Origin of the sequence: Streptomyces sp. NPDC014889 (assembly GCF_043081205.1) — a bacterium.
In the GTDB taxonomy this organism is placed as follows: Bacteria; Actinomycetota; Actinomycetes; order Streptomycetales; family Streptomycetaceae; genus Streptomyces.
In genome coordinates, this window is sequence record NZ_JBIBWH010000012.1 from 179650 (window position 1) to 196435 (window position 16786).

Below are 16786 nucleotides of genomic sequence, written 5' to 3' on the forward strand. Positions count from 1 at the left end.
CGGGCGCCATCGGCGGCTCCAGGCCCTGGCTGACGTGGAGGCCGCCAGGGCGGGGCGGCCGCCGCTCGGCCCGCGGCAGCCGCCACGGACGGCCCCTCCCACAGCACCCGCGTGCGCACTCAGCGCAGGCTGAACGCCGACAGACGCAGACCCTTGCTCAGCACCAGGTAGACGTCCGCACGGCCTTTCGCGCCCGCCGCCAGCGGCGCCGTCACCGTCCCGTACGTGTACGGGGACGATGTGCCGTCGAAGCGCGCCGTACCGACGAGCCTCCCGCCGGGGGAGCCGATGCGCACCTCGAGCGTGCCGGACGCCCCTGCCAGTCGGGCGGTCAGCCGCGAAGCACCGGAGCCCAGTTGCGTGTCCGAGAACCTCAGCCATGCCCCGTCCGCCGTCGCGGCCACCGCCGTTCCCCTTGCCTTCGACTCGTCCACCAGGCTGATCGCGCGGTAGTCGTCGAAGTTCTCGGCCCGTGTCGCCTTGCGGAGGTCCCGGGGCGGGATCTTCTCGCCCTCGACCCTCAGCGACGTACGCGCCCGGATGTCCGCCGACGACGTGCCGGCCATCACGTCGTACGTCCCCGTCTCCACCACCCACTTCGAGCGTGTGACGTCCCAGTGCGCGAGATCCGACGTCGCCAGCTTCAGCCGTACCGTCTTCGTCCCGCCCGGCTTCAGGGACACCCGCGCGTACGCCTTGAGCTGCTTCAGCGGCTGCTTGTCGCGGGAGCTCCGCTGGTGCACGTAGAGCTGGACCACCTCGTCGCCGGCCCGCGGTCCCGTGTTCGTCACCGCCACCTCGTAGCCGTCCGGGACCCGCTTCAGCCCGCCGTAGCGGAACGTCGTGTACGACAGGCCGTAGCCGAACGGGTACAGCGGCCGGCCCTTGAAGTACTGGTACGTGCGGTCGGACTTGATGATGTCGTAGTCGAGGACGGAGGGCAGGTCGGACGCGGACCGGTACCAGGTCTGGGTGAGGCGGCCCGCCGGGTTCGCGTCGCCGTACAGGAGGTCGGCGAGGGCGTTGCCCGTCTCCTGGCCCGCGTGCGTGGTCCAGAGCAGGGCCGGGACGTCCTCGTGCAGGGCCCCGAGGGTGGTGGGGTAGCTGTTCTCGACGACCACCACGGTCCGTGGGTTGGCCCGGAGGACTGCCCTGACCAGGGCTTCCTGGGAAGGAGCCAGGCCCATGTCCGTGCGGTCGTGCGCCTCGCGACCGTTGATCGCCGGCATCGAGCCGACCACGATCACGGCCGTGCCCTTGCCCCTGACCGCGGCGACCGCCTCGTCGACGCCGCTGCGGACCACGTCCTTCGTGTAGTGCGCGGCCCGGTCCTTCGGTACGAGGCCGAGCGTGCCGTCCGCGTCGGTCGGGCCGAGGTAGACCGGATCCGACCACCAGGACTCGCCGGTCTCGTACCCCGCGTACCGCAGCAGGTACGTCCCGTCGGCCTGCCGCTCCAGCTCGAACTGCTGCTGCACGAACCAGCCGTTGGGCTGTGTCTGGTCGTTGACGAATCCCGACCAGTTGTAGCCGACGTACCTGCCGTTGGCCGCCGAGCGCAGGGTGACGATGCCCGAACCCCAGTCGAACACGTCGAACTGTGCGCGCACACCGGAGTCCGTGGTCTCCTTCAGGGCCGCGCCCGCCTCGCCCGTCCCCGCCGTCACGTACTTCCCGGTCGCCGTGTCCTTCAGCGCGATCCGGTCCACACCCTCGCTGCTCGCCACCGGGGTGCCGAGCCTGGCCGCGATGCCGTCCTTCGGCGTGACCGCGTAGGGGAGGGTGCCGGAGTACCAGTCGGTGTAGAGGGTGTCGGCGAGCGGGCCGACCACGGCGGCGCTGGAGGACTTCCTCAGCGGCAGCGTGCCGTCGTTCTTCAGGAGCACCGCCGCCTCGGTCGCCGCCGTGCGCGCCAGCTTCCGGTGCGCGGGGCTGTCGATGACGGACGCGTCGATCGCTCCGTATCTGCCGCCGCCCGGGTCGAACTCGCCGAGCCGGACGCGGACGCTCAGGATGTGCCGGACGGCCGTGTCGATGTCCGAGGGCTTCAACAGCCCGTCGGCCAGTGCCGACTTGACCGCCGCCGTGGTCGGGCCGGGATCGGCGTCGTTGTCGGTGAAGCTGTCGATGCCCGCCTTCAGCGCCGCCGCGTCCGCCTCCGCCTGGGTGCCGTAGTAGCCCTGGCTGCCTGTCAGGTTGCCGGGCGCGAAGGCGTCCGTCACGTTCAGCAGATCCCGGGAGGTCCAGGTGCGCACGGTGTCGTTCAGGGCCGGGTCCACCGTGTCGGGGCGGCCGTTGACGAGGTTGTAGGAGGACATCACCCCGGTTGCCGCGTCCGCCTCGATCGCGGGCCTGAAGGCCTGCTCGTCGTACTCCTTCAGCACGCGCGGGCGCAGCTCGGAGGACGTGGTGTCGCGCTGGTACTCGTTGTTGTTGGCGAGGAAGTGCTTGAGTGTGGGAGCCGTCTTGAGGTGGTCCGGGTCGCCGCCGGTCAGACCGGTGCCGTACGCGGTGGAGATCGAGCCGGTGAGGTGGGGATCCTCGGAGTAGCCCTCCTCGTTGCGGCCCCAGCGCGGGTCGCGCAGCAGATTCACCACGGGCGCCCACAGGTTGAGGCCCCAGCCGGCCGGGCGCTCCCGCTGGAAACCGCGCGCCTCGTCGCCGACCGCCGAGCCGACTTGCCGGATCAGCTCCGGGTCCCAGGTGGAGGCGAGCCCGATCGCCTGCGGGAACACGGTCGTCCTGCCGAGCCAGGCCACGCCGTGCAGGGCCTCGGTGCCGGTGCGGAACTCCTGGATGCCGAGGCGTGGGATCGCGGGCTCGTACTGGTGGAGGAGGGAGATCTTCTCGTCGGGGGTCAGCCGGGAGAGCAGGTCGTCGACGCGCCGGTCGACGGGCAGGCGCGGGTCGCGGAAGGGGTGTACGGGGTCGTCGGCGTGGGCGGGAGCGTTGGCGCAGAGACCCGCGATCAGGGCGAGCGCCACGGCGAGGGTGGTTCTGCGTCTTCCTCTGGTGCCTTTCATGTCACGGCTCCTTCGGCAAGTGCCTTGCGGATGAGGGACTTCAGGGGACGTCGCGCGGCTTCGTGCTCGCGCGTTCCGTCAGCCGGGGCGGCAGCAGCGTCGCCTCGGGTACGGCCGTGCCGTCCAGCTTCTTCATGAGCAACTCCACGGCTAGCGCGCCCAGTTCGGCGGACGGCAGGGCGACCGAGGTGACGGGGACGCGGAGGGATGCGGCGAGCTCGTCCGGGCAGATCGCGGTGACGGACAGATCGCCGGGGACACGCAGTCCGAGCTGCTCGAAGGCGTCGATGAGCGGCTCCAGGACCGCCTCGTTGTGCACGACCACCCCGGTCAGCGCGGGTTGCTCGCACAGCAGTTGCTCGGCGATGCGGCGGGCGGCGGCGGGCGTGGCCTCGCACGGGTGGACGGAGCACGAGAGCCCGTTGCGGTCGGCGGCGGCCGTGAACCCCTGGACCACCCGCTGGGCGAACGCCGTCTCCCGCACGTACACCTCGGGCGGCGACCCGACCAGCGCGACGACCCGGTGCCCCAGCCCCGCCAGCCGCTCCACGCACAGCTCGCCCGCCGCCCTGAAGTCGAGGTCGACGCAGGTGAGTCCCCCGGGCTCCGGGGGGAGCCCGATCAGCACGGAGGGCCGGTCGAGCGACCGCAGCAACGGCAGCCGCGGATCGCGCAGTTGTACGTCCATGACGATCAGCGCGTCCACCAGGGCGGTGTCCGCGACCCTGCGCAGCCCCTCGTCGCCCTCCTCCTGGGTGAGCAGCAGCACGTCGTGGTCGTGCCTGCGCGCGGTGGTCACCACCGACACCGCGAACCGCATGGCCACCGGGACGTGGATGCCGGAGCGCAGCGGGACGACCAGCGCCAGGACGTTCGACCTGCTGCTGGCCAGGGCCCGGGCGCCGGCGTGCGGCCGGTAGCCCAGCTCGCGGATGGAGGCCTCGACGCGCCGCCGGGTCTCCTCGGAGATGGGGCGCTTGCCGCTGAGGGCGTAGGAGACGGTGCTCGGCGAGACTCCCGCGTGCCGTGCCACGTCCGTGATCTTCACCATGGTCAGTCCAGCTCCAGCGGGGGAGGAAGCATCAGGCCGGCCTCAGCTCCAGCGACAGGAATCCGGTGCCTGCGGGCGCCCGCGCGATCCGCTCCCCGCAGGCCAGTGCCCAGGGTGCGGCGGGGTCGCTGCTGGAGGCCCGCAGCGTGTCGCCCTCCCGGACGACGGTGAACGTCACGTCCCCGACCGGCACGCTCACCCGCGCCCCGTTCCGCGGCTCGTGCACGCGCAGGGTGACCCCGTCGGCGTAGGGATAGTCGGGCCGGTCGTCCACCGCGCCCACCGGGATCACCGCACCCGGCCTGACGAGCAGCGGAACGCTGGAGAAGCCGTGCCGCTCGCGCACCCAGCGCGGGCCCGTCACGGTGTGCCCGCCGAGGAAGTGGGTCCACGTGCCCTCGGGCACGTAGTACGAGACGTCCCCGCCGTCGTCGAAGACCGGAGCGACGAGCAGATCGGGCCCCAGCATGTACTGCCGCTCCAGATGCGCGCACCCGGGGTCGTCCGGGAACTCCAGCACCATCGCCCGCATCATCGGCACCCCCTCCGCGCGGGCGGTGCGGGCGGCCTCGTACAGGTAGGGCATGAGGCGCATCTTCAGGCGGGTGAACAGCCTGAGGACGTCCACGGCCTCCTCGTCGAACAGCCAGGGCACGCGGTACGACGAAGAGCCGTGCAGCCGGCTGTGCGAGGACAGCAGCCCGAAGGCGATCCACCGTTTGAACAGGGCCGGGGTCGGGGTGCCCTCGAAGCCCCCGATGTCGTGGCTCCAGAAGCCGAATCCGGACAGCCCGAGACTGAGCCCGCCGCGCAGCGACTCGGCCATCGACTCGTAGGTGGCCTCGCAGTCGCCGCCCCAGTGCACGGGGAAGCGCTGGCTGCCTGCGGTCGCCGAGCGCGCGAAGACGACGGCCTCGTCCTCGCCCCGGTGCCTGCGCAGCACCTCGAAGACGGTGCGGTTGTACAGGTACGTGTAGTAGTTGTGCATCCGCTCGGGGTCCGAGCCGTCCGCGTAGGCCACGTCGACCGGGATCCGCTCGCCGAAGTCGGTCTTGAAGCAGTCCACGCCCTGTGCGAGCAGCGCCTCCAGTTTGGACGCGTACCAGTCGCGGGCGGCCGGGCTGGTGAAGTCGACGAGGGCCATGCCCGGCTGCCACAGGTCCCACTGCCACACGCTGCCGTCGCGTCTTTCGACCAGATGGCCCAGGGCCTTTCCCTCGGCGAAGAGGGGCGAGCGCTGCGCGATGTACGGGTTGATCCAGACGCAGATGTGGAGGCCCTTGGCCTTCAGCCGGGCCAGCATTCCCTCCGGGTCGGGGAACACCCGCGGATCCCACCGGAAGTCGCACCAGTTGAACTCGCGCATCCAGAAGCAGTCGAAGTGGAAGACGGAAAGGGGCAGTTCGCGTTCCCTCATGCCGTCGATGAAGGAGGTGACGGTGGTCTCGTCGTACGAGGTGGTGAAGGAGGTGGACAGCCACAGGCCGAACGACCAGGCAGGCGGGAGCGCCGGGCGGCCGGTGAGGGCCGTGTATGTGCGCAGGATGTCCTTCGGGGTGGGCCCGTGGATGACGTAGTACGTCAACTCCTGGCTCTCCACGCTGAACTGGACCCGGGACACCGCCTCCGAGCCGACCTCGAAGGACACCTTGCCCGGGTGGTCGACGAAGACGCCGTATCCCGCGTTCGTCAGATAGAACGGGGCGTTCTTGTAGGCCTGTTCCGTGGCTGTGCCGCCGTCGGCGTTCCACATGTCCACGACCTGGCCGTTCTTGACGAGCGGCCCGAAGCGTTCGCCGAGGCCGTACACCGAGGTGCCGATGCCCAGACTCAGTTGCTCCCGCAGGTAGTGGGCGTCGGCGGCGTCGTGCATGATGCCCATGGCCTTCTGGCCGCTGCTGGTGAGGACGCGGCCGTGGGCGAGGAAGTCGACGTGCCAGGGGCCGGTGCGGGCGACACGCACCGACAGGGTCCCGGACGTCAGGGTGGCGTGCTCGTCGTCGTACTCGACCTGCGCCCTGCCGCCTTCCGGGAGATGTCCCTCGGGCCCCGGGAGGTCGTCCCGCCGCACCTCGAAGCGCGGCCCTCGGGGCTGCTCGCCCTGGAAGTGGGTGAGGGTGAGGCCGATGACGTTCGGCATCGGCGCGTGGGCGCTGATGGTCACGACCGGTCCCTTCAGCAGGTCCCCGCGGTGGCGGATGGGCTGGGTCGGCGCGTGGATCTCCAGGGCTCCCGGAGAGGCGGTCACGTCCAGGACCTCGACCGGGTGGGCCGCCCTGACGCCTTCGCGCAACAGCCAGTAGCCGTCGGTGAACTTCAAGCGTGTACTCCCTACTTGACGGCACCCACGGCGATGCCGCGGGTGAGAGTCCGCTGGAAGACGAGGAAGAAGACGAGAGCGGGCAGGACACCCAGCAGGGCCGCCGCGTTGGTCATCGTGGCGTCCATCAGGCGTTGGCCCTGGAGGACGCCGAGCGCGACCGACACCGTCTGGTTGTCGTTGGAGATCAGCATGACCAGGGGGAGCAGGAACTCGTTCCAGGTCCAGATGAAGAAGAAGACGAGCAGCACGCCGATGGTGGGGCGGCTGACGGGGACCACGATCCGCCACAGCACCTGCCACCTGTTCGCCCCGTCGATCCGGGCCGCCTCGATGATCTCGCGCGGGAACCGCCCGAGCACGGAGGAGAGCAGATAGGTGCCGAAGGCGGCCTGGAGCACCGTGAAGACGATGATCACGCTCAGCCGGGTGTCGTAGAGGCCGGCCTGCTTGCTCAGGTAGTACAGCGGGTAGACCAGCGCCTCCTGCGGGAGCATGTTGGCGAGGACGAAGAAGGCCAGCACCCAGGTGCGGCCCTTGACGCGGCCGATGCCGATCGCGTACGCGTTGAGGATCGACAGGGCCGCAGCCAGGACCGCCACACAGCCGCTGATCAGCACCGAGTTGACGAGCTTCTGGCCGTAGTCGACGCGCTGCCAGAAGTCCTTGAGGCCGTCCAGGTACAGGCCCCTCGGCAGGCTCAGCGGTCCGTGCTGGGAGTACTCGGCCGGTGACTTGACCGCGTTGACGGCGACGATCAGGAACGGCACCACCATGAACAGGGCCGCGATGCAGAGGGCCACGAGAACGGGGTAGCGGCGCAGGGCACTCGTCGTCATGCGCGGACTCCTTCCTCGGCGTCCTCGGCCCGGGTCTGGAGTCTCAGGCCGATCAGCGAGAGCAGCATGATGATCACGGTCAGCACCGTGGAGATCGCGGCGCCGTAACCGACCTGGGTCTTCTCGAAGAACGTGGTGAAGGAGAAGTACGACGGGACGTCGGTCGCGCCGCCCGGACCGCCCTTGGTGAGCACGTACACCGCGCCGAAGACCTTGAGCGCGGCGATGCTGCACCAGGTGAGCACGACGGAGATCTCGGGTCTGATCTGCGGCAGCGTGACGTGCCAGAAGCGGCGCCACCAGCCGGCGCCGTCCAGTTCGGCCGCCTCGTACAACTGCGGGTCGACGCGCTGGAGCCCCGCCATGAAGACGACGAGCGGGAAGCCGATCTGCACCCACACCATCACCCCCATCACGCTGTAGAGGGCGATGTCCGGGTCGCCGAGCCAGTCCTGCTGCCAGGAGCCGAGTCCGACCCCCTTCAGCAGCGCGTTCAGGCTGCCGTTGTCGGGCGCGAGGATCCAGCTCCAGACGATGCCGGCGACCGCGATGGGAAGCACCTGGGGGAGGTAGAAACAGGCGCGCAGGACGGTGGCCGTCCGGCTGCCGAAGTGCTTGCCGATGTGGTCGAACAGCGCGGCGGCGAGAACCAGTCCGAGCACCGTCGGTACGACCGCCATGGCGACGACCATGAAGAGGCTGTGCCGGAACGACGCCCAGAACTCCGAGTCGTCCATCAGCTCGCGGTAGTTGGCGAGCCCCGACCACCGGGGGCTGCCGACCCCCTGCCAGTCCGTGAAGCTCACGCCGGTGTTCATCAGGAACGGGACGACGACGGCGGCGAGGAACGCGAGGGCACCGGGGAGGAGGAAGAGGGCGTAGGACCGGTCCGGGCGGGGGCGGCGCGGGCCGCCGTGCCGGTGCGTGCCGACGGCCCGCGACCCCCGTTCGACGGTGGCCGTCATTGCTTCGGCGCACCCTTGTCGTACGCCTTCTGCAGCGCGTCGAGACAGGCGTCCGGTGTCGCGCTGCCCGTGATCAGCTTCTGTGTCTCGGAGACGAGGACGTCGTAGAAGCCGGGGACGGGCCAGTCGGGGTAGAAGGCCAGGCCGTCGCGGCCGGAGAGGGTGTTGAAGTCGGCGATGAGGGTCTTGGCCCGCGGGTCGGTGATGGCGGACGGGTCTGCCGCCACGGGCACGCCGCCCTTGTTGCCCAGCAGGTTCTGGATCTTCTTCGACATGGTGATGTCGATGAAGTCGTACGCGAGCTCCTTGTTGCGGGCGCCCCGGGGGACGACCCAGAGGTTGCCGCCGGAGCCGAGGGTGAGGTCGGAACCGGGCCACAGGACGGTGCCCCAGTCGAACTTGTTCTCCGCGGTGAAGCGGCCGTACCACCAACTGCCGCTGAACAGGATGGGGTTCTTGCCCTGGATGAAGGCGACGCCCGCGTCCTCGGCCTTGGTGCCGCTGGACGTCTTGCTGATGTAGCCCTTCTTCACCCAGTCGGCGAAGGTGGTGGCGCCGTATGTCCAGGCGGCGTCGTGGAAGTCGGTCCTGCCCTGGTAGAGCTCGTACGAGTCGACCCAGGAGCGGTCGGCCTTGGACAGCGCGAGCTGGTACAGGTACTGCTGGGCCATGTACTCGGCGCCGGCGTTGGCGAGCGGGGTGACGCCCTCGGCGACGAACTTGTCCATGGCGGCGGTGAGGTCGTCGAAGGTCTTCGGCTCGGCGACTCCGTACTTCTTGAAGAGGTCCCTGTTGTAGAAGACCATGGTGTACTCGGCGTAGTTGGGTATCCCGTACCACTTGCCGGAACCCATGACGCCGTCGGTGTCGTACTGGCTGGTGGTCTTCACTCCCGCGCTGAGCTCCTTGTCCCAGCCGCGTTTGGTGACCTCGGGGGTCAGATCGGTGAGGAGTCCCTGCTTGGAGAGCAGGCCCGCGGTCGCGTTGCCCTTGTTGTACTCCATGACGTCGGGCGCGTCGGAGGAGTTGAGGACCATGGGCGCGGTCTTCTGGATCTGTTCGAAGCCCTTCTCCTCGAACTTCACCTTCACGCCCGGGTGTTGCGCCTCGAACTCCTTGATGGCCTCGTTCCAGGCGGCGCCCATCGCGCTGTCCGGGCCCTCGTAGTGCCACAGCCGGAGCGTTCCGCCGTCCGAGGAACCGCCGTCCGAGCCGCCGCAGGAGGCCAGGAGCAGGGATCCGGTGAGGACCGCCGCCGTCGCCACCACACGCCTTCGTGCCGTCAACATCCCGTGCCTCCAGGGGAGTCGGATGGGGATCACAAGCGTCACGCAGCCGTCGTCGAATCGTTTCGATGCGTGACGTCGAAGCGCTTCGACGGTGGAAGGTAGGGGGAGGAGGCGGACACGTCAATGGGGTGGGCGCCAATCGGCTCGGATTCGTCCTGCGGGCGGACACCTCCGCCCGGCTCAGGAGGCGCCGACCGCGGCCCGCCGCGCGGCCACGCCGGTCACAGGTCGAGTGCGAGCACGGCGAGCTCGGCGCGGGAGCTGATGCCCCACCCTGCCGGACCAGGGCGGCGACCTGGCGTTCCTGCGGGGTCAGCTCGGTGGCGGTCGTGACGTCGCGCCGGCGGGCGCTCTCCCCGGCGGCGCGCAATTCCTGCGCGGCCCGCTCGGCCCACGGGGTGGCGCCGAGATCCTCGAACAGCGCCAGCGCGGTGCGCAGATGCTCGCGTGGATGAAGTTCCGCGGCCACCGCCGGCGGTACGCCCACTGCTGAGGGCGCGGTGGCCGGCATCCTGGCGGCCGGACCCGGTCGTCACGCCTTTCGCCGCACGAAAGAGGCGGGTTGCCTGTTCGGCAACCCGCCTCGCATCATCGTGAGCGCTCAGCCCCGGACGATGTTCTGTGCCTGCGGGCCCTTCTGACCCTGGCCGATGTCAAAGGTGACATGCTCACCCTCGGTCAGCTCACGGTAGCCTGCGCCCTGGATCTCGGAGTAGTGGGCAAAGACGTCGGGGCCTCCGTTGTCCTGGGCGATGAAGCCATAGCCCTTCTCGGAGTTGAACCACTTCACGGTGCCGCTGGCCATACTGATATTCCTTCGTCCATACCTGGAGACAGCCCTTGATCACGGGCGTCCTCCGGCTCCCGTAACAAAGGAGCCACCAGCCGTTCTACCCCGGACCGCCTGGGATACCCGTCCGGAACACGCGCATGAGCGGTCCAAGCGTCGGTGAGGCGCAGACCCGCGCCCGGTGAGCCGAGGCGTCGGGAGTGGCGCCCAACGCTCGTCGCGGCGGTCGTGAAGGGCATTCCCATACGAAATCCTTTACTGCCCCCCATAAGTTTGTGTATGGGAGCCGGAGGGAAAGCCTGGCGCGGGTCTCGTGGAGTGGCGGGAAAGTGTTGTGACCTGAGTCACGTGAGGTCCGGCTCCCGCTTTTTCCCGTCCTGCTGCTGCCGCCCGAAGCGGCTGGTCAGAGGCGACCTTCGGGTCGCATTGCGGTTTCCTGGAGCGGCCCCGGCCGATGAGTGGGCGGCAAATCAAGGCTTCCGAGTCCTATTGCTCAGCGTCAAACGGTCATGCCAATCTTCCCGGCAATTCGACGCCGCAAGCCGATTTCGCGTAATGGCGACGACGGCGCACAACCTCGAGCAGCCCACTACACACAAGGCGGATGATCATGTGCAACCTGTGCGGTCCTGAATCTCCTGCCGATGCCGGAAGCGGGGTCGCTCGGCGCTCCGTGCTGACCGCCCTCGGCATCTCCCCGGTGGTCCTCAGCCTCCCCGGCGCGACAGCGGCGGCGGCCGAAAACCGTGCTCAGGCCTCCGGCCGGGGGCCCGGCAACGGTTCGCCGAGTGCGCTGGAACTGGTGCTGCTGGGTACCAAGGCGGGCCCTCCGGTGGACCCGCTGCGGGCCGGGATCTCGACCGCGCTCGTCGTCGACGGCGCTACGTACGTGATCGACTGCGGGCGCTCGGCAGCCACCCAGTACGTGCGGTCCGGCCTCACGCTGGCGTCCCTGAGCGGCATTTTCATCACGCATCTGCACGCCGACCACGTCGCCGACTACTACAACTTCTTCCTGCTCGGCGGCAGCGTCCCCAACCAGGAGCACGACAACCTCACCCGCCCTGTTCCCGTCTACGGTCCCGGACCGGCCGGCGGGCTCCCGCCGAAGTTCGGTGGCGGACAGGCGCCGACGGTCAATCCGGGCAGCCCGACGCCGGGCCTGAAGGCACTGACCGACGACTGCCACGCGGCGTACGCCTACAGCACGAACGTCTTCCTGCGCGACATGGGCATCCAGGACATCCGTGCCCTTGCCGATGTGCACGAGATCGAGCTTCCCGAGGTCGGTGCCACCTACGAGAACACCGCGCCTGCGATGAAGCCGTTCGTCGTGACGGAGGACGACCGTGTCAAGGTCTCCGCGATCCTGGTGCCGCACGGACCGGTGTTCCCCTCCTTCGCCTTCCGCTTCGACACCGACCACGGCTCGGTCACGTTCTCCGGCGACACGACCTACAGCGACAATGTGATCGCCCTGGCCAAGGGCTCGGACGTACTGGTCCACGAGGCGATCAGCGTCGAGGGGCTCGACGCCCCCGCGGTCTTCGTCGACCACTTGCTGCAATCCCATGTCGAGGTGCAGAAGATCGGTCCGATCGCCCAGCGGGCCGAGGCCGGCATGCTCGTGCTCACGCACATCTCCGAGGTCGCCCGCAACCCGATCGATGTCCACAAGTGGAAGAAGTGGGCACAGCGGGGGTACGACGGCAAGGTGATCGTCGGCGAGGACCTTCAGCGGATCAAGCTGGCCTGACCCGGGCCTGCGCCGGTGTCTCGCGTCGCGTCCACCCGACAGGCCCGGCCCTGTACGACCCGCTGACGGGGCGTACAGGGCCGGTGGCGCACGGCGGACTCAGGTGATCGGGGTGGACACGGTGCCGATACCGTCGATGGTCACCTCGACCAGGTCCCCGGGCCTCAGATACCTCTGCGGCGAGCGAGCCCTTCCCACTCCACCGGGGGTGCCGGTGAGAATCAGGTCCCCGGGGTGCAGCGGCAGCATGGTCGACACGTAGGCGACCAAGTGGGCGGGACCGAACAACAGGTCCGCGATCCTGTGCTCCTGCACCGGCGTGCCGTTGAGCGTGGTGCGCAGAACGGCGGACGCGGGATCGAACTCGTCGGGTGTGGTCAGGACCGGGCCGACGGGAGTGGAACGTGCCCAGATCTTGCCCTGCAGCCACTCCGTCGTGCGGTACTGCCACCCCCGCATGGAGATGTCGTTGGCCACCGTGAAGCCGGCGATGTACTGGTCCGCCTCCTCCTCACGGACCTTGTACGCGGTCCGTCCCACGACGACGGCGAGTTCTCCCTCCCAGTCCATCTCCGGATCCTCCGCCACGGCCGACACGGCGTCAGCAGGGCCGGTCAGGGTGTCGGCGAACTTCGCGAAGAGGGTGGGATGAGCGGGGAGTTCCCGGCCCATCTCCTGAATGTGACTCGTGTAGTTGAGGCCGGCGCACAGAACCTTTGACGGACGCGGTACGACGGTCCGCACATCGACGTCGCCCCGGTGGTGCCGGCGCCCGGTGGCGTTCGTCGCGATCCGCCGCCAGTTCTCGTCGGCCAGCAGGTGACCGACGTCGGCGTGACCGGGGAGTTCGGTGAACTCGTCGCCGTCCAGGCGGGCTGCGCATGTACCCTGCCGGGTGCGCACGGTTGCCAGTCTCACTTCATTCCTTTCCGATGGCCGCCGGCTCGGGAATCACCAGGTCGAAGAATCCCCAGTGCGACCCGGCGGGCAGGGTGCCCGACAGCATCCGGCCGCACTTCTGCGTCACTATGTGCGAGGAGCCCCGATGCTGGCTTCCGGCATGGCTGTCACGGAAGAACCGCTGCAACGTGCCGTTCCGCATGACCTGAGCGCCCGCGAATCGGTGCACGAGCTGACTGATCTCCAGCGCGGTCCGGGTGGCCAGGCTGCAGGCGAGCCGCGACATCGTCTCCTGCTCGTCGTTCAGCTGCGCTCCCGTCGCGAGCGTCGACTCGTTGTCCCGCCAGGTCTCGCGCAGCAGTGCCATCGTGCCCCGGACGTGCGAGAAGTGCCGTGCGAACTCCGCGAAGAACTCGTCACTGGTGACCGGGGAGCCCTCGGAGGGATCCTTGCGCCGGGTCAGGTCGCGCAACTCGTCGAGCATGCGCCGCCCGACCCCCTGGGACCAGGCCGCCTGGTGCAGGCCGGCCAGCAGAGCGGGGCTCACCCGGCTCATGCAGCGGCCTCGCCGGGCGTTCTCGGGGCCGATGCCGAAGACGTACTTGTCCTCGACGAGCGCATCCTCGGCACGGTAGTCGAGGCTCGCGGTCGCGCGCAGACCCAGCATGTCCCAGTTGTCACTGATGCGCATCGCCGAACGGGGAACCAGGCAGACCAGCCGCTCTCCCGTGCCTTCGACCGTCACCGCGAGATTGAGGTGGGTGGCCATCGACACTCCCGGAGCGAACTTCCAGACACCGCTCACCCGGTAGCCGCCGTCGTCCCGGACGGCCCGGCCGGTGAAAGCGGTCGACTGTCCTGCCACCAGCGGGTACGTGCCGTCGGCGAAGAGCTCGCCGACCGCCTCGTCACTCAAGTAGGTGGCCGCTGTGGCCGTTTCACTCGCAAGGGCGCGCACCAGCCAGCCCAGCGAGGCGTCGGCGTGGGACAGCTTCTCCATCACGTGCAGGATCTGCAGGGGGGAAGCCTCCAGTCCGCCGAGTTCGGCCGGCACCATCAGCTTGAGGACCCCGCTGTCACGGAGGGCGTCCTGCACCACCGGTGTCGGCCGCCGCAGCCGCTCGCTGTCCTCGGCCTGGCTCTGCAGGAGCGGGTAGATGTCCGTCAACTCCGCGAGCAGTCTGTACGTCTCCTCGTTCACCTGCGTGTCGACCGTCACTGTCGGCCCCTCCCGGACTGTGCGCCCTCAACGGCGTTGCGCTCGGCGGCTTCGGCCAGAGCGCCCCACTGGCCGCGGTAGAAGAGCAGGGGCCGGGTGTCGTCCTGCTGGCCGTAGGACAGCACACGCCCCAGCACGAGGACGTGGTCGCCTCCGTCGTACCCCGCCCACGGCGTGCACTGGAAGTACGCCAGCGAGCCGTTGATCCGCGGGGCCACGTCATCGCCCACCCATTCGATGCGGTGGGTGTCCTGCGGCTTGCCGGCGAACTGCAGCGCGGTGGCGAGTTGGTTGTCCCCGAGCACGTTGACCGCGAAGGGCCGCTCGAGCAGGTAGGTCAGCGCACGCGAGGTCCGCTGCATGGAGACGAGCACCAGGGGCGGGTCCAGGGACACCGAGGTGAAGGAGTTCACGGTGACCCCGTAGTAGCTGTCGCCGGACCGATAGGTGAGGACGACGACTCCGGTGGCGAAGTTTCCCAGCGTGTTGCGCAGTTGACGGGGATCGGCGAGCGAGGGTACCGCCGCGTTCGACGCGAGGGTCCTGGCGTCAGCGGCTTTCTCATAGATCTCCGAGTCCCACATGATCTCGGTCATCCCGAAGCCTCCTGGATGAGTCGTGGGGTCCGGCCCTGTTGCGGGGCCGGCGGTTGACCGGCAGCCACGTCCCGTGGGCCGTGGCTGCCGGCAGGGGTCAACGGGCCTCTTCGAGAGCTTCCTCGCCCGCGACGAACGTGGTGCCGGTGCCTTCGGGCAGCCAGTGCCGCAGCACCGGGTAGACGGCGATCGCGAGCACCAGGGACACCAGGAAACCGAGGGCGAAGACGTCGGTGGCCATCAGGATCACGCCGACCGCCGCGGACAGGACCAGCGTGACGACTCCGGCCCAGTTCCACTGCTCGACCCGATGGGTGGCGCTGTCGAACCGCGCCCGGCGCACCAGGTAGTAGTCCGCGATCATCACGCCGCACATGCTGAGCGTCATGGCGCCCAGGTACGCCAGGTACTGGGTGAACTTCTCCAGGATTCCGGCGGAGATCATCACCAGGGCGATGATGTTGCCGACGACCACCATCGTCGCCCGGCCCGGCTTTCTGCCGGTGAGGGAGTCGACCAGGTTGACCAGCGAGAGCGATCCGGAATAGGCGTTGATCGCCTGGGCCTTGGCCTGGGCCGCGTAGATGGTCACGAAGCCCATCCAGCCGGCGAAGATGACGAAGAAGGCACCGGTGTTCTGCATGACGAACGTGTTGCCCGCGACAGCGGCCGCCTCCGGGTTCATGCCCTTGTTGTGGGCCATCAGGTAGCCGATGACCTGGGGCATGCCGCCGATCACCACGAGGGAGCCCAGGACGGTCATGACGATGTTCTGGGTGATCGGGCCGGCCACGGCCAGGATCGTCACGTCGCGCCGCGTGCGGCAGTAACGCGCGAAGTCCGTCGTGACCAGAGCGATGGTTCCCGCCGTCGCGCCCATGACCGAGACCGCGGACTCGAATCGCGGCCACACGCCTCCGGGGACGACTCCCGCGTAGGTGAACACGTCCATGGGGCTGGCGCCCTGGACCACATAGATGTCCACAATCATGTAGATCGTCACGAGCAGTGTGACGGCGATCAGGACGCCGGTGGCTCGCAGGGCGAGTTTGATGCCGAAGATGGCGAGCCCGATCCACAGCAGCGTCATGCAGCCGTAGATCAGGATGCGCCATCCCCACGAATCGGGCAGGCCGAACATCAACAGTGTGCCCTGGTAGAGGAGGGCGGCCTCGACGGCGAGGAAGCCGAGAATCATGAACGCGAAGATGACCGAGCCGATCGACGAGCCCCTGAAGCCGAACCCGAAGAACCGGGAGGTGATGGTGCTCGACATACCGGTTTCGAAGGCCATCCGCCCCAGGGCCTTGCCGAGGCCCACCGCGAAGGCCGCGACGAGGACGCCGACGACCAGGCCCACGGTGAAGCCGGCGAGCACGACGGTGAAGCCGGCGATGGCGAAGACGACGAGGGCGGTGGCGACACTGACCGGGCTGAGGGCGAGTTGGTAGCCGCTCCTGCGCTCCGCCGACGGCACACTGACCAGGGCATGGTCTTCCGCCGCAGCCGCCAGTGACGAATCAGCCGGTCTGGGATTCCTGGTGTATGAAGACACGGTGGTTCCTGTCCTTGTGAGAAATATGGCTCCTGCGGCGGAATGTCGACGGCCGGACCTGCCCGATGTCGCCGCGAGGGGTCAGTCCGCGCTGCAACCCGCCACGGCGACGGCCTCTATCTCGAGGAGGATCTCCGGCTTGGCGAGGGCGGAGACCTCGACCAGCGTGCAGGCGGGGAAGTCGCCGGAGAAGAACTCCTGACGGGCCTTCCAGACCTCGGCGTTGTCACCGATGTCCGTGACGTAGATGGTCATCTTGACGATGTCGTCCATGACCGCGCCCGCCGCCTCGACCAGGTCCTTGATCTTCTGGAAGACGACCTTGGCCTGATCGTAGGACGTCTCGCCGAGGACGGTCTCCCTGTCCTGCCCGCGGGCGGTCATTCCCGAGACCATGATGAGCTCGTCGATCCTCAGGCAGTTCGACCACATCTTGTCCGCCGGCTCGCGCACGGCGGCGGAACGGATACGCTGCTTCTTCAT

General features: G+C 68.9%; 13 protein-coding genes. 1 reads left to right on the forward strand and 12 read right to left on the reverse strand.

The features are described from left to right. Positions 1-119 precede the first annotated feature (119 nt). The 7 genes from ACF09J_RS24545 to ACF09J_RS24575 form a co-directional block, all read right to left on the reverse strand. Positions 120-3023, reverse strand: coding sequence for a glycoside hydrolase family 3 C-terminal domain-containing protein (locus tag ACF09J_RS24545; protein ID WP_392307573.1), 2904 nt, complete (start codon positions 3021-3023; stop codon positions 120-122). Between the two features lie 40 nt (positions 3024-3063). Next, positions 3064-4074 carry a LacI family DNA-binding transcriptional regulator gene (locus ACF09J_RS24550; RefSeq protein WP_392307574.1) on the reverse strand — a complete coding sequence of 337 codons (1011 nt, stop codon included), beginning with the start codon at positions 4072-4074 and terminating at the stop codon, positions 3064-3066. A gap of 31 nt (positions 4075-4105) precedes the next feature. Beyond that, entirely contained in the window at positions 4106-6394 is a 2289-nt protein-coding gene (yicI, locus tag ACF09J_RS24555) for an alpha-xylosidase (protein WP_392307575.1), read from the reverse strand. An 11-nt stretch (positions 6395-6405) separates the two neighbouring features. Then, on the reverse strand, positions 6406-7233 hold the full coding sequence (locus ACF09J_RS24560) for a carbohydrate ABC transporter permease (protein WP_392307576.1): 828 nt from the start codon (positions 7231-7233) through the stop codon (positions 6406-6408). Beyond that, on the reverse strand, positions 7230-8198 hold the full coding sequence (locus ACF09J_RS24565) for a carbohydrate ABC transporter permease (RefSeq protein ID WP_392307577.1): 969 nt from the start codon (positions 8196-8198) through the stop codon (positions 7230-7232). The genes ACF09J_RS24560 and ACF09J_RS24565 overlap by 4 nt, the downstream gene beginning before the upstream one ends. Further along, on the reverse strand, positions 8195-9487 hold the full coding sequence (locus tag ACF09J_RS24570; protein ID WP_392307578.1) for an ABC transporter substrate-binding protein: 1293 nt from the start codon (positions 9485-9487) through the stop codon (positions 8195-8197). Before ACF09J_RS24570 ends, ACF09J_RS24565 begins: the two co-directional genes overlap by 4 nt. A 601-nt stretch (positions 9488-10088) precedes the next feature. Further along, positions 10089-10292 (reverse strand): cold-shock protein, encoded by a 204-nt coding sequence (locus tag ACF09J_RS24575; RefSeq protein ID WP_392307579.1) that lies wholly within the window; start codon positions 10290-10292, stop codon positions 10089-10091. Positions 10293-10881: 589 nt separating this feature from the next. Between ACF09J_RS24575 and ACF09J_RS24580 the strand changes: the two genes are divergently transcribed. Beyond that, the gene (locus tag ACF09J_RS24580) at positions 10882-12033 is read left to right on the forward strand and encodes an MBL fold metallo-hydrolase (protein ID WP_392307580.1); all 1152 of its coding nucleotides are present in this window, start codon (positions 10882-10884) and stop codon (positions 12031-12033) included. A 99-nt stretch (positions 12034-12132) separates the two neighbouring features. Here ACF09J_RS24580 and ACF09J_RS24585 read toward each other — a convergent pair whose 3' ends face one another. The 5 genes from ACF09J_RS24585 to ACF09J_RS24605 form a co-directional block, all read right to left on the reverse strand. Next, a complete protein-coding gene (locus ACF09J_RS24585; RefSeq protein WP_392307581.1) occupies positions 12133-12951 on the reverse strand; it encodes a fumarylacetoacetate hydrolase family protein in 819 nt (272 codons plus the stop codon). A 1-nt stretch (position 12952) separates the two neighbouring features. After that, a complete protein-coding gene (locus tag ACF09J_RS24590) occupies positions 12953-14152 on the reverse strand; it encodes an acyl-CoA dehydrogenase family protein (RefSeq protein WP_392307582.1) in 1200 nt (399 codons plus the stop codon). Further along, on the reverse strand, positions 14149-14748 hold the full coding sequence (locus ACF09J_RS24595) for a flavin reductase family protein (RefSeq protein WP_392307583.1): 600 nt from the start codon (positions 14746-14748) through the stop codon (positions 14149-14151). The genes ACF09J_RS24590 and ACF09J_RS24595 overlap by 4 nt, the downstream gene beginning before the upstream one ends. Before the next feature lie 97 nt (positions 14749-14845). After that, positions 14846-16225: a purine-cytosine permease family protein gene (locus ACF09J_RS24600; protein WP_392307584.1), complete on the reverse strand. Its 1380-nt coding sequence runs from the start codon at positions 16223-16225 to the stop codon at positions 14846-14848. A 159-nt stretch (positions 16226-16384) separates the two neighbouring features. Continuing rightward, positions 16385-16786: a RidA family protein gene (locus ACF09J_RS24605; protein ID WP_392307585.1), complete on the reverse strand. Its 402-nt coding sequence runs from the start codon at positions 16784-16786 to the stop codon at positions 16385-16387.